We start from the raw sequence: 13,205 nt of genomic DNA on the forward strand, positions 1-13,205 counted from the left end.
GTGCCCGACTACTCCTACAACCCCTACGCGCCGCTGCCGCAGCTGCCGGCGTTCACCGTGACCTCCGAGGATGTCACCGACGGTCAGCCGTTCGGCAACGACCAGGTCAGTGGCGTGTTCGGGGCGGGCGGCAAGGACATCTCGCCGCACCTGTCGTGGTCGGGGTTCCCGGCGCAGACACGCAGTTTCGCGGTCACCGTGTTCGATCCCGACGCGCCGACGGCGTCGGGGTTCTGGCATTGGGCGCTGGCCGACATCCCGGCGGCGATCACGACACTGGGACGCGGCACCGGCAGCGAGGGCGGGGTGCTGCCCGCCGGGGTGGTCCAGTTGCGCAACGACGGCGGATTCGCCGGATACGTCGGCGCCGCCCCGCCCGCCGGGCACGGCTACCACCGGTATTTCATCACCGTGCACGCGGTGGACGTGGAATCGCTGGGCCTCGACGAGAACGCCACGCCGGCGTTCCTGGGCTTCAACCTGTTCTCGCACGCCATCGCCCGCGCGCAGCTCACCGCGACCTACGAGGTGAAGTAGGCGCACGCTTTCTTGTCCTGTGGCCCGGTCCGAATGTGTCCGGGCCACAGCCTTTTTGCCTCGCGTGCAAATGTGCGTGCGGTGCTGTTCCGCAGGGCGGGCGCTAGCGCAGGTCGATGACGCCCTCGGGGACCGGGTCGCCGTACAGTTCGGCGATCTCGGCGGCGTATTTGGTGGCGATCGGGCTGCGCTTGAGTTTGAGGGTGGGGGTGATCTCCTCGCCGCCGGGTTCCCAGGCCTGCGCGATGATGCGGAAGCGTTTGATCTGCTCGACGCGGGAGAGCCGGGTGTTGCCCGACGCCACGGCCGCGCGGATCTCCTCGACGATCTCGGGGCGGGCGGCCAGGGCGGCGACGTCGGCGTCGGGGGTGCCGAGGGCTTTGGCGCGCACCGCGGCGGTGTCGGGGTCGAGCACGAGCAGGGCGGTGATGTAGGGCTTGCCGTCGCCGATCGCGACCACCTGCCCGACGAGCGAGGACGCCGCTTTGACCGCGTTCTCGATGTTGGTGGGCGAGAGGTTCTTCCCGGCCTCGCTGATAAGGAGTTCCTTCTTACGGTCGACGATGGTGACGTAGCCGTCGCCGTCGATGGTGGCGACGTCGCCGGTGTGCAGCCAGCCGTCGTCGTCGAGGGCTTCGGCGGTCTTGTCGGGCATGCCGCGGTAGCCGGGGGTGACGATGGCGCCGCGGACGAGCAGTTCACCGTCGCTGTCCAGGCGCAGCTCGACACCGTCGAGGGCGCGCCCGACCGAGCCGGGGCGGGGACTGTCGAGTTCGGTGAATGTACCCACGCCGGTGGTTTCGGACATGCCCCACACCTCGGTCACGGTGAATCCGAGGCCCAGCAGGTATTCCAGGGTTTCCGGGGGGATCGCGGCGGCGCCGGACGCGGCGACCTTCAATTCGTCCAGGCCGAGCGCGGCGCGCAGTTTCGACAGCACCAGCGCGTCGGCGAGTTTGTGCTGCGCGCGCAACACGGGGCTCACCGTGCCACCGGCGAGCCCGGCACGGGCGGCGGCGACACCGGTGCCGATGGCCCACCCGGCGAGGGCCTTCTTCACGGGACTGGCCTCGGTGGCCAGCTTCGCGTCGATACCAGCCTTGATCTTCTGCCACACCCGCGGGACGCCGAAGAAGGCGGTGGGCCGGGCGTCGGGCAGCGCGGCGGCGATCTCGCGCGGATCGGGCACGCAGGTGATGGCGACGCCGGTGAACAGGTTGGCGCAGTGCCCGGAGATGCGGTCGGCGACGTGCGCGGCGGGCAGGTAGGACACCGCGCGGTCGTCGATGCCGACCACCAGCGGGCCGTCCTGGGTGAGTCCGGCGATCTGGGCGACGATGTTGGCGTGGGTGATCTCCACGCCTTTGGAGGGGCCGGTGGTGCCGGAGGTGTAGATGAGGGTGGCCAGGTCGCCGGGTTCCACCGCCTGCCAGGCGGCGTCGAAGTCGAAGTCCTCGGCCGGATCGGCCTCCACCTCGGCGAGGGAGACGGTGCCGGCGGCCTGGCCGTCGACGAGCACGATGTGCGCGAACTCGGTCCCGCACCTCTGCACGGCGTCGAGGAACGCGCGCTCGGTGACGACGAGGGCGTTGCCCGCGTTGGCGAACACATGCGCCAGTTGTTCGGGGGAGCTGGTGTTGTAGACCGAGAACGGCGCCGCGCCCAGGTGCAGCGCCGCGGTGTCGACGAGGTTGAACTCGGGCTGGTTGGTCAGCATGAGTCCGACGGTGTCGCCGCGGCCGACGCCCAATTTCGCCAAGCCCGCGGCGATCGCCCGCACCCGGCGGTCGTAGTCGGTCCAGGTGATCTGCTGGGTGCCGCCGACCGTGCGCAACGCCACCTGATGCGGGCGCAGGGTCAGGGTCTGCTGGAAGGCCTCCGGCACGGTGCGGACCGTGACGCCGGATTGGTGTGTGTAGCCGATGTCTGTCGTCATTTCCCTTGTTCCCGATCGGTGGACGAACCGAGCCTCGGGACGCTCCGCCAGAGGCGACGGCGCGAACTCGGCGGGGCGGAGATCGAAAACGCACGGCTGGCGTCGCGTCACCGGGTGACGCGGCTCACCCATCCTATCGGTGCGATGCCGGAAATGTGACGTATCCGACACCGGCCGGTCTACCCGGTGGCGGGGAGCGCGGTGGCTGGGCGCGGACAGCTCTCGGCCGGTGCGGGGACCGGCATTCGCGGCGCGGTGACGGGCAGCGCGTCGGACGGCAGCGCTGTAGCGGGGTCGGCCCGGAATTCCGGCAGCCAGTGGCCGCGGAACTCGCGTTTGGATTGCATGTAGGCGCGGGCGCGTTCGCTGCGCGGCGCGGTGATCAGCTGCACGGGCTCGACCGCGATCCCGGCCTGCGCCACCGCGGCCATCTTCTCCGGGTTGTTGGTCAGCAGCCGCACCGACCGCAGGCCCAGCTCGTACAGGGCGGCGGCGACGGGGGCGTAGGAGCGGCAGTCGGGGGGATAGTTCAGGTCGCGGTAGCTGGTGAAGGTGTCCACGCCGTGGCACTCGCTGTAGCGCAGCCCGCGGGCCTTGGCGATCAGCCCGGAACCGCGGCCCTCCTGCTCGAGGTAGATCAGCACGCCGGCGCCCTCGGCCTGGATCAGGTCCATGGCCTTGTCCAGTTCGGGGCCGCAGTCGCAGTCGTCGCTCTGGAGCACGTCGCCGTAGAGGCAGCGGGAGTGGATGCGTACCAGGCAACCATCGGCAACCGGGCCGAACAGCAGCATCGTGCCGCCGTCGGCGGTGTCGTGGAGTTGGCGGACGCGGACGGTGAGCTCGCCGCCCTTGCGGCGGAGGCGGTGCTCGGTGTCGTCCGGGTGGTATCCCGGATCGTCCGTACCGTGTCCGGTCTCGTCCAGCTGGGCTGTCAAATGCTCCTCCGAAGGATCGCAGGTCGTACCTCGGGCAGCCGGGCGCGGTGTCCGCGTCCCCGGCGACGATGGGGGGTCGAGCACGATGGCAGCAGACGATAGCTCCCTTCCGGGAGTGCCCGCACACGACCCCGTCAACCGGGACGCGGCAGGCCGGCAAACACTCGGCTCACCGGTTGCCCGCGCCGTCCGCGCTCGCTTCGGCGGCCAGTTCGACCATGCGGTCCACGGCGTCGGCGGTGGGCATGGCGGCGGAGATGTCGCCGGTCGACTGGGTCGCGGCCATCGCGGCGGTGGCCCAGCGGAAGTCCTCGGGTCCGGCGCGGTGGCCGGCGGCGGCGACGATGCGGCGGGCCAGCGCGGCGACGAAGGCGGCGGGCGCGCCGGGAGAGTCCTCGAGCACGACCGGGAATCGGCCGATGTCGACCTCGAGGTCGTCGGAGCGGACGTGCGCGGCGAAGCCCTCGGCGATGCACACCGTGCGGGCGCCGAGCACGCGCAGGCGGCGGCACAGTTCGGCGTCGTCGAGGTCGCCGGATTCCCCGGCCGGGGCCAGGGCGGTGAGTTCGCGGCGGGTGCCGATGAGGTAGTCGATGGCGCCGAAGTAGCGGTAGAACCGCTGCGGGCCGCTGGCCGACGGCACGGGTTGCACGAGCAGGCGGGGGCGCGGGGCGCGGGCGGCGAGTTCCAGGGCGGTCTCGATCACGGCGGGGGGCGGTTCGAAGGTGAGCAGGACCGCGTCGGCGTCGGCGATGGCGTGGCGGGCGGCGGTGGTGTGCAGGTCCTCGGGGGTCAGCCGGACCCGTTCGTTGGGGCAGGCGATGTTGAGCGGTTCGCCGGTGCTGGTCACCAGCACGACGGCCACGGGGGTGTCGGCGCCCGGCACGACGCGCACGAGGTCGGTGTCGACGCCCGCGGCGCGCAGGTGGTCGAGGATGCGGCGGCCGCGCAGGTCGTCGCCGACCACGGAGATCAGGCGCACGTGCAGGCCGAGGCGGGCGGCGGCGACCGCCCGGTTGAGGCCCTTGCCGCCGGGCCGGTCCCGGAAGGTGCCGGTGGCCGGGTCGTCGGGTCCGGGGAAGTGGTCGATGATGCTGCAGATGTTGTCCAGGACGGCGTCGCCGATGACGGTCACGGTGCCGGCGCGGCCGTCGCCCGCCGCGGCGGCCTGCCGCGTGGGCAGCACCGAGGCGTAGCCCGAGGCGGTGACGAGCCGCTGGGCCAGCAGGGTGAACGCCTCGTGTTCGAGGCGGCCGCGCAATTGCCGGGTGGTGGGGGTGGGCGCGGCGGTGGGCTCGGCGCCGGCGGCGCGCAGCAGGGCGGGCCAGTGGGCGCTGAGGTAGTCGCGGCGGCGGCCCAGATCGGGGGCGTAGAGCTGGGCGGCGTCGAGTGCGTCGGGCAGGTGGCCGCGCAGCAGGCCCAGCGCCAGGCCGACGTCGACGATGAGCCGGTGCGGTGGCGGCAATTGCCGGGCGAGGTCGGCGACGACGGGCAGCACGGCCTCGGCGGGGTCGGTGCGCGACAGCCGGGCGTGCTGGTCGATCGCGTACAGCCCGAGCAGGGGCCGGACGTCGATCTCGGTGCTGCGCAAGCGTTTCGGGCTCAGTCCCGCCCGCTTGCACAAACGGGCGAGCACGGTGCGCACGGCGGCGACCGCATCGTCCTGTCCCGCCATCGGGGCAGCCACCTCCGTCTGGTGCGCGGTGATCTTCGTGGAGACGATAAGCCAAACGGCCGGACATCGCGCGGTTTAGCGGGCGGCGTTTCCGGCTATCTATAACCTATCGCGGCATTTGCCCGAATGGAACCGGCAAGTGACGCTCAGGGGTCGGCGTTCTGTCGTCGGCGCCTCCAGGAGGTTCTGATGGTGGGAGCAACTCCGCTCGAACGACGCATCCACCGACGCCGGATGCCCGAATCCGCCGAGCGCGACGCCGACGCGACCGCACACCGCGGCTAGCGGCCCGCACCGGCACCGCTGCCGGGCACGGCGCCCGCACCGCCACCGCGCCGCACGGGCCGTGCGTATCGCCGGCCGCGCGGACCCGGCCTGACGTCCGGACCGCGCACCCGCCGCGGGGCCACGGCACCGCCGGCATTCGCCGGCGGGGAGGCTCCCGACACCTGACGCAACCCCGACATCGCCGACGAAGGCGACACTTCCGCAACCCTTCGGCTACTGGCGCCGATGTACTGGGTAGCCGCCCGGACACCGCGGTGACACCGCGGGGCAGGGCGCGGCGACTCGAGAGGAGACAGCCGTGACGATCGAAACGACCGACTGGGCCATGATCAGTGACCGCACCCCCGAGCACGCCTTCCGCGTGGACGGCGCCGGGGCGGCGGTGTGGCGGCTGAGCTGGCTCCCCGAGCATCGGCTGACCCGCGACCAGGCATTGGCCGGTATGGAACTCGACGAGTTGCTCAGCGATCCCGCGGCCGTGCACGACGAGTCCGCGCAGCGCGGCGTCGCCGACCGCGCCGCCGCGCTGGGAGTGCGCTACGAGCAGGCGGTGATCCTGTTGTCGCGCCGCATGATCGAGCGACTGCGCCGGCATTCCGGCGGCCGCACCCGCCGGGAGGCCGGGCCCGTGCTGTCGGGCCGGTCGGTCCGCCGCCCCGGGGCGTTCGCCGAGGAGCCGCCGCGGCTGTCGGGCTGAGCGGCGCGGGCGTGGCGCTCAGGCGCGGGCTTTGTGCGCGGCGCCGACGGCCTCGGCCAGCGTGGCGTAGCCGTCGGCGCGCAGGCGCTGGGCCAGGCCGCGATGGATGCGGCGGGTCCACAGCAGACCGCCGTAGATGAAGCCGGTGTAGCCCTGCAGCAGGGTCGCGCCGGCGAGGATGCGCTCGTAGGCCTGGTCGGCGGTCTCGATGCCGCCCACCGAGATCAGCACCAGTTTGTCGCCGACGCGCGCGTAGAGCCGGCGCAGCACCTCGAGGGAGCGTTCGGCGACCGGCGGCCCGGACAGCCCGCCGGCGCCCAGCGCGGTGACCTCGGCGGCGGGGGTGGCCAGGCCGTCGCGGCGGATGGTGGTGTTGGTGGCGACGATCCCGGCCAGGCCGAGTTCGACGGCCAGGTCCGCGGCGGCGTCGATGTCGTCGTCGGACAGATCGGGCGCGATCTTGACCAGGACCGGCACCTGCACGCAGTCCAGCACCGCGCGCAGCAGCGGCCGCAGCGATTCGACGGCCTGCAGGTCGCGCAGGCCCGGGGTGTTGGGGGAGCTGACGTTGACGACGACGAAGTCGGCGAGCGGGCCGAGCAGGGTGGCGCTGGTGGCGTAGTCGGCGGCGGCCTGCTCGGCGGGGGTCACCTTGGTCTTGCCGATGTTGGCGCCCAGGGGGACGCCGCCGGGGCGGCGGGCGCGCAGCCGTTCGGCGGCCGCGGCGGCGCCCTGGTTGTTGAATCCCATCCGGTTGATCAGCGCCCGGTCCGGCGGCAGCCGGAACAGCCGCGGCGCCGGGTTGCCCGGCTGTGCCTGCGCGGTGACGGTCCCGATCTCGGCGTAGCCGAAACCCAGTGGGCCCCAGGCGTCCACCCCGGCGGCGTCCTTGTCGAATCCGGCGGCCAGGCCCAGCGGCGCGGGGAATTCCACGCCGAAGGCGGTGGTGCGCAGGATCGGGTCGCCGACCACGGTCACCCGGGCCAGCAGCGCGCGCAGCGGGGCGAACCGGGTGGCGAGCCGCAGCGCCGTGAAGACCAGGTGGTGGATGCGTTCGGGGGGCAGCAGGAACATCAGCCGCAGCAGTAAGGAGTACATGGGTGTCACATCCCCGTTTCGGCGACGGGGAAGGTGGTTTTGCGGCGGCGCAGCAGCACCTTGCGGCTGCCGTCGGTGTAGGCGCGGACCCGCGACAACTCCCAGCCGCCGAATTCGGCCTGGATCGCCAGCCGCATCGAGGCGGTCACCCGGGTGACCTCGGGGGTAGTCGTAGCGGGACGTATTCGTATTCCCCCTCTTCGCTGGTCTCCTCCCAGTCCGCGGGGATCGACCTGCGGTGCGCCGAGGCCCGAGTCATCACTGCCCTCTCTTCCTCTCGTCCGCGCCGATCCGCTGCAGGCCGTCGCCGGTGGCGGATCCCACGAACATGTCGCCGGTGCGCTCGTCGATGGTCAGCGTGTCGGGCTGGCGTACCGTCGCGAAGCGTCCCACTTCCTCCGGTATACCTGTCGACAGGTCGAAGCCGGCCACTTCGTTGCTCGCGGTCAGCGTCACCCACACGGTCTCGGACCGCTGATCGTAGGCGATCGCATAGGGCGAAGAGCCTACCGGGAAGTACTGGTGCAGTACGAGCGGATCGGCGGTGTAGACCAGCAGCGCGCCGCCGGCGGTGTCGGTGACCAGCAGCCGCCCGAAGTGGTCGGAGGCCAGGTGGGTGGCGCCGAGTCCGGCGCGCAGGGCCAGGCCGGGGGCGCCAGCGCCGAGGTCGAGCTGGGTGACGCTGGTCTGGGCGCGGTCGAGCACGGCCACGGCGTCGCCGGCGGCGGCGAGCGCGTCGATGGCCGGCAGGTCCGAGATCGTCTGTGCCACTTGCCCGTCCGCGGTGAGGATCACCACGCGTCCCCCGGCCAGGCCGACCGCGACGGTGCCGTCGGCGCGCCGGGCCGCGGCGCGGGCCTCGCCGTCGAGCGGGGTGCTGCGCAGCTCGCCGGTGGCGGTGTCGACGCGCACCAGCTGGCGGCCCGCGGTGGCGAGGAGCTGTCCCGGAGCGCCGGCGGCGAGAGTGGTGGCGGGGGCGGGCAGGGTCAGGGTGCGGGCGGGCGTGGCGGCGGGGTCGAGCAGCCGCAGTGTCACGCGGTCGGCGTCCAGGACCGCGACACGCCCGGTCGCGGGCTCGGCCAGCAGTGCCGCGACGGGCCCGGCGGGGGTCACCGTTCCGGCGGGCGCGGCGGCGGGGGGCGCGACCGCGGCCGTGGCGGGGGCGGCCGCCGGGGTGGCGGCCTTGTCCTCGCCCGCGGACGAGCAGCCCGCAGCGGCGGCCACCGCGACGGCGGCGGCGAGCGCCACGGGCCCCCCCCGCCACATCCCACCGGCCGGCCGGTTGCCGCCACCACCCATGCCCCGAACTCCTCACTCGCACCGACTACCGACGATTCATGCGTGCGTCCTCATCTGACCATGGTCGCGGACGGCCGCCGCGCGCCGGGGTCTTTCCCGGGCATCGCGTTTCGGCGACACGTCAGGGACGGCCGTGCCATTCTGTCGTACCGGCGGGTTACCGTGGACGGTGCATCGCCGCCGAGCCAGGGAGACCGCGTTGAAAACAGACCATATGTCTGGATTCATCGTCGAAGACGTTACCGTCGGTCCGTTCGCGCACGGGTTCGGCGTGACCGGCGACGGGCGCTCGTTCGCCTTCCGCACGGTCGGGGCCACCCTGTCTCTCGAGATCTACCGCGCCGACTCCGCCCGCGCCACCGCGGTTCCCGGCCCGGAGGACGTGGTGGCCGTCGCCGCGGCGGGCGTCACCGATATCGACCTCGGTGACGAACGCAGCGTCGTCGCCGCGGTGCGCGACCTGATCGCCACCGCCACCCCGGCACCCGCCGCCGACCGCGACGCCACCACCGTCCGCGCGCTGCTCGGCCGCCTCGGCGCCGCCCTCGACGGCCGGTAACTCCTTGCGCGCCAACACCTTCCGCCGGCGGGCTCGAGATGCGCGGTGCCCGGCGCGGCGCATGACAGACTGTAGGAGAACTACCGGTAACTTTCGACGACGGTGAGGATGCAGATGGCATTGCGACGATCGGCAGCGGCGCTGCTGCCGCTGGTGGCACTGACCGTGCTGGCGGGGGCGTGCGGCAACGACACGGACGAGGACTCGGTCGCCGCGGCCCGGTCCTCCGCCTACGCCGCCCTGACCTCGTCGTCGCAGGCCGCCGCGACCAGCCGTGCCCTGCGCCCGCCGATCCCCACCGCCGCCGAACTCGACACGCAGATCAAACGCGCGCTGGACCCGTCACTGCCCGACAGCGACCGCACCGCCCTGATCGAGGACGGCGAGGCGTTCAAGGACGCCATCCCCGACATGTACCGCGCGATGCAGGACAACCCGCACGCCGTCTACGGCGTCACCGACCCGGTGTTCGACAACCGCGACGGCACCCTCACCGCCACCATGCGCTTGGACAAGGACGGCACCGGCGCCAACGTGCGCACCACCATCGTGCATTTCGTCGACAAGGACGGCGCCTGGAAGATCTCCCGCACCGACCTGTGCGGCATCCTGCGCTCGGCGGACTACAAGACCGCGGCCTGCGGCTGAGTTCGGCTGTGGCGCAGCAGTTCTCGATGCGGTGGGGCCGGTTCGTGCACCGTCACCGGTATGTGGTGCTGGCGGTCGCGATCATCGTGGTCGCGCTGTCGGGGTGGTTCGGCCGCGACCTGGGCGAGCGGCTGACCCAGGGCGGCTGGTTCGACGAGCACAGCGAGTCGGTGGTGGCCTCCAAGATCGCCGACGAGACCTTCGGCCGCGACCGCGACGCCGACATCATCGTCCTCTACACCGCCCCGCCCGGCCACACCGTCGACGACCCGCCGGTGCGCGCCGCGGTCACGACGGCGCTCGCGCGGCTGCAGGCGACCTACCCCGACCGCATCCAGAAGATCGACAGCTACTTCGACGGCTCGATGATGGGCCAGTTCGCCGACGCCTCGCGCACGCACGCCTTCGCCAGCATCGGGCTGCGCGGCGAGGACACCGAATCGGTGAACAACTATCTCGCCGTCCAGGACGATCTGGCGGCCGGGGTCGACGGCGGCGGACCGGGCGGGACGACGGTGCAGCTGGCGGGCCTGCAACCGGTGGTGGAGGGCATCAATATCGGCATGCAGCGCGACATCCACCGCGCCGAGCTGATCGCGCTGCCGCTGGTGGCGGTGCTGCTGTATTTCGTGTTCGGCGGCGTGGTGGGGGCGCTGCTGCCGGTGCTGATCGGCGGCATGACGATCCTGGGCAGCCAGGGCATGATGCGGCTGCTGACCGGCTACATCGACGTCAACGTGTTCGCCAGCGCGGTGGTGACCCTGGTCAGCCTGGGCCTGGCCATCGATTACGGGCTGTTCGCGGTGACCCGGTTCCGGGAGGAGCTGGCGGCGGGCCGCAGCGTGGAGGACGCCACCGCCCGCACGGTCGCCACCGCGGGACGCACGGTGCTGTTCTCGGCGGCGATCATCGCGGTGAGCCTGGGCGCGCTGTTCATCTACCCGAACGGGGTGCTGCGCTCGGTGCCCTACGGCGGCATCAGCTCGGTGCTGCTGGCGGCGCTGCTGTCGGTGACGGCGCTGCCGGCGGCGCTGAGCATCGTGGGGCGGCGCATTGATCTGTGGGGGTGGGGCCGGTTCGCCGGCATCCGCACCGCCGAGCAGGTCGACGACGGATTCTTCTCGCGGCTGGCGAGTTTCGCGATGCGCCGCCCGGCGCGGGTGATCGTGCCGGTGGTGCTGGCACTGCTCGCGCTGCTGATCCCGTTCCGCCACATCGCCTTCGGCGGGTTGAGCGAACGCTATCTGGCCGAGGACGCCCCGGCACGGGTGGCGCAGGAGAAGTTCGATGCCCTGTTCCCCGAATTCCGTACCGAGCCACTGAAATTGGTGGTGGTGGGCGCCGATGCCCAGCAGCTGTCCGATATCCGGTTCCAGGCCAATTTCGTGCCGGGCCTGACCGGGCCGTTCGAGGCGACCGCGCCGACCACCAACGGGGTGAACGTGCTGGCCACCGGGCTGGTGGACGAGCGCGACGCCGACGCGGCGATCGCGGCGCTGCGCGCGATCGACGAACCGCCGGGGGTGCGGGTGATGGTCGCGGGCGTGCCGGCGCTGGAACGCGACGCCATCCGCGGTCTCATCGACGGCCTGCCGCTGCTGGCGGCGATTCTGGTGCTCGCCGCGGTGGCGCTGATGTACGCGGCGTTCCGGTCGCTGGTGCTGGCGGTGAAGGCGGTGGTGCTCAGCGCGCTGAGTCTCGGGGCGACCCTGGGCATTTTGACGTGGATCTTCGTGGAGGGGCACGGGGCGGGGCTGTTTCATTTCACGCCCGGGCCGCTGATGTTCGCGGTGCTGGTGCTGATCGTGACGGTGCTGTTCGGGCTGTCCACCGACTACGAGGTGTTCCTGCAGTCGCGGATGGCCGAGGCGCGGGCCAACGGCGCGGCGCCGGCGGAGGCGATCCGGTACGGCATCGCCCACACCGGCGGGGTGATCACCTCGGCCGCGGCGATCCTGATCGTGGTCACCGGGGCGTTCGGGTTCTCGGATCTGGTGCTGATGAAATACATCGCCTACGGGATGATCGCGGCATTGGTGCTGGACGCCACCGTGATTCGCATGCTGCTGACCCCGGCGGTGCTCAAGCTGGTGTGGCGATGATCGCGTGGCGTGTTGCAACCGGAGCACGGTGCTCCGTTAACCTGAACAGCGTGACCAACGACGGGGATACGCAGCAGCCGACGAGCCAGGGCAAACACGCGGCGCCGGAGGGCGCCGGCGTGCATCCGCTGATCGATCTCGCCCGGGATCCGAACCCCGGCGTCGCCGATCATGCCCGCCCGGACGAGGAAGACGACCAGCCCGACCAGTAGGCGAGCCGAAACACCCAGCCGCACAACCCTTTACACGCCGCCTGTGGGCGGGGCAGCCCCATGCCCCGCCCACAGTGCTGTCACCGGCCGGACGGCGGAAGGACTCGATCACGCCAATCCTGATGCTTCGATTGAAATTCTGACGATGCAAGGGTGACGATCAGGGTGATGAGTAGTGGCCGATCCGCGGACCAGCGTGCCCACCCCCGGCCCTCATCCGAGGTAGCGGGGACAGCGGGGCCGGTCTCGGTGCTGTTCGTGTTGTCACCGCTGATCGGCGAAATCGTCGGGGCGGCACTGCGATTCAGCTATCTCACCCAGCCGCTGCGGGTCGCTGCGATCCTCTGTTTCTACGGTGCGGGTGCGGTGCTGGTGCGGGAAGCGGTGCAACGCCGTGGCCTCAACGGCTGGGGACTGCTGTTGCTCGCCCTCGCCTTCGCCGTACTAGAGGAAGGGCTCGGGCTACAGACCATCTTCAATCCGCAAGGCATGGACGGCGAGACCGTGTACGGGCGGGCATTCGAAGTGAACTGGATGTGGGCGGTCGTGGTCACCGGGTACCACGCGGTGTGGAGCATCGTCATACCGATTGTGCTGACGCACCTGCTCTTTCCCGCGAAGCGACACATTGTCTGGCTGTCGGGTCCGATGCTGGGCGTCTTCGGGGGTGTCTTCGCCGTCGGCTTTGTGTTGTTCGTCTTCCTCTCGCTCGTTCGATCCGACTTCCGCCTCTCTGCCGTGCAGATCATCGGCGCTGTCGTAGCGGTGATCGTCCTGGTCTGGTCGGCCGCCGGCTGCCGGCGACCGTGGGCCACCACGTCGAGGGGTCGGTGCCCCGAACCTGCGACTGTCGGCGTGGTCGGATTCGGCGCGGGATTGGCGTGGCTGATGCTGTATGTGGTCGCTTTCATCGGGAGCCCGGCCCCGTTTGTGGTGTGGACGCTTGCCGCACTGGTGTTCGCCGCCGCTGTCGCCGGGATCATGCGCCGGTGGGTGGCGCGACCGGGCTGGAGTCGACGGCATCAGTTGAACGGTTGTCTCGGGGCCGTGCTGGCGTTGTGGCTGTTCGGCCTCTTCCTCGTCGCCAATGGCGGACGGACCGACGACGTTGTGTCCCATTTCGTCGTTCTCGCCGCCGTGGCCGTCGGCTACCTGTGGCTTCGCAGACGAATCCACCCGTACGGGGCAGCGCCGGAGACCGGTCGGCGCGCGGGATAGA

At 71.6% G+C, this 13,205-nt stretch carries 12 protein-coding genes and 1 pseudogene; 7 read left to right on the forward strand and 6 right to left on the reverse strand.

Annotated elements, in window-relative coordinates; all coding sequences use genetic code 11:
* Positions 1–537 (forward strand): YbhB/YbcL family Raf kinase inhibitor-like protein, encoded by a 537-nt coding sequence (locus ACFMRZ_RS05530; protein ID WP_400178186.1) that lies wholly within the window; start codon positions 1–3, stop codon positions 535–537.
* A 103-nt stretch (positions 538–640) separates the two neighbouring features.
* Here the strand turns inward: ACFMRZ_RS05530 and ACFMRZ_RS05535 are convergent, their stop codons facing one another.
* From ACFMRZ_RS05535 to ACFMRZ_RS05545, 3 genes are all read right to left on the reverse strand, one after another.
* Entirely contained in the window at positions 641–2,473 is a 1,833-nt protein-coding gene (locus ACFMRZ_RS05535) for an AMP-dependent synthetase/ligase (protein WP_400178187.1), read from the reverse strand.
* Positions 2,474–2,652: 179 nt separating this feature from the next.
* Positions 2,653–3,408 carry a GTP cyclohydrolase gene (locus ACFMRZ_RS05540; RefSeq protein WP_400178188.1) on the reverse strand — a complete coding sequence of 252 codons (756 nt, stop codon included), beginning with the start codon at positions 3,406–3,408 and terminating at the stop codon, positions 2,653–2,655.
* A gap of 169 nt (positions 3,409–3,577) precedes the next feature.
* Positions 3,578–5,083 (reverse strand): PfkB family carbohydrate kinase, encoded by a 1,506-nt coding sequence (locus ACFMRZ_RS05545; protein WP_400178189.1) that lies wholly within the window; start codon positions 5,081–5,083, stop codon positions 3,578–3,580.
* A 586-nt stretch (positions 5,084–5,669) separates the two neighbouring features.
* On the opposite strand from ACFMRZ_RS05545, the gene ACFMRZ_RS05550 reads away from it, so the two are divergent.
* Positions 5,670–6,068: a hypothetical protein gene (locus tag ACFMRZ_RS05550; protein WP_400178190.1), complete on the forward strand. Its 399-nt coding sequence runs from the start codon at positions 5,670–5,672 to the stop codon at positions 6,066–6,068.
* An 18-nt stretch (positions 6,069–6,086) separates the two neighbouring features.
* Here the strand turns inward: ACFMRZ_RS05550 and ACFMRZ_RS05555 are convergent, their stop codons facing one another.
* From ACFMRZ_RS05555 to ACFMRZ_RS05565, 3 genes and pseudogenes are all read right to left on the reverse strand, one after another.
* The gene (locus ACFMRZ_RS05555) at positions 6,087–7,166 is read right to left on the reverse strand and encodes a quinone-dependent dihydroorotate dehydrogenase (protein ID WP_400178191.1); all 1,080 of its coding nucleotides are present in this window, start codon (positions 7,164–7,166) and stop codon (positions 6,087–6,089) included.
* 5 nt (positions 7,167–7,171) lie between these two features.
* Positions 7,172–7,425, reverse strand: a pseudogene (locus ACFMRZ_RS05560) (DUF5703 family protein).
* Positions 7,425–8,414, reverse strand: coding sequence for a YncE family protein (locus tag ACFMRZ_RS05565; protein ID WP_400178192.1), 990 nt, complete (start codon positions 8,412–8,414; stop codon positions 7,425–7,427). Before ACFMRZ_RS05565 ends, ACFMRZ_RS05560 begins: the two are co-directional and overlap by 1 nt.
* 265 nt (positions 8,415–8,679) lie before the next feature.
* Between ACFMRZ_RS05565 and ACFMRZ_RS05570 the strand changes: the two genes are divergently transcribed.
* The 5 genes from ACFMRZ_RS05570 (at position 8,680) to ACFMRZ_RS05590 (ending at position 13,204) form a co-directional block, all read left to right on the forward strand.
* Positions 8,680–9,024, forward strand: coding sequence for a hypothetical protein (locus ACFMRZ_RS05570; protein WP_280364604.1), 345 nt, complete (start codon positions 8,680–8,682; stop codon positions 9,022–9,024).
* A gap of 114 nt (positions 9,025–9,138) precedes the next feature.
* Positions 9,139–9,672: a hypothetical protein gene (locus tag ACFMRZ_RS05575; protein ID WP_280274991.1), complete on the forward strand. Its 534-nt coding sequence runs from the start codon at positions 9,139–9,141 to the stop codon at positions 9,670–9,672.
* Between the two features lie 26 nt (positions 9,673–9,698).
* Positions 9,699–11,774 (forward strand): MMPL family transporter, encoded by a 2,076-nt coding sequence (locus tag ACFMRZ_RS05580; RefSeq protein ID WP_400182775.1) that lies wholly within the window; start codon positions 9,699–9,701, stop codon positions 11,772–11,774.
* Positions 11,775–11,824: 50 nt separating this feature from the next.
* Entirely contained in the window at positions 11,825–11,986 is a 162-nt protein-coding gene (locus ACFMRZ_RS05585) for a hypothetical protein (RefSeq protein ID WP_280274993.1), read from the forward strand.
* Between the two features lie 168 nt (positions 11,987–12,154).
* Positions 12,155–13,204 (forward strand): hypothetical protein, encoded by a 1,050-nt coding sequence (locus ACFMRZ_RS05590; protein ID WP_400178193.1) that lies wholly within the window; start codon positions 12,155–12,157, stop codon positions 13,202–13,204.
* Position 13,205 lies beyond the last annotated feature (1 nt).

The sequence above is a fragment of the Nocardia sp. N2S4-5 genome, from assembly GCF_044628355.1.
Classification (GTDB): Bacteria; Actinomycetota; Actinomycetes; order Mycobacteriales; family Mycobacteriaceae; genus Nocardia; species Nocardia wallacei_B.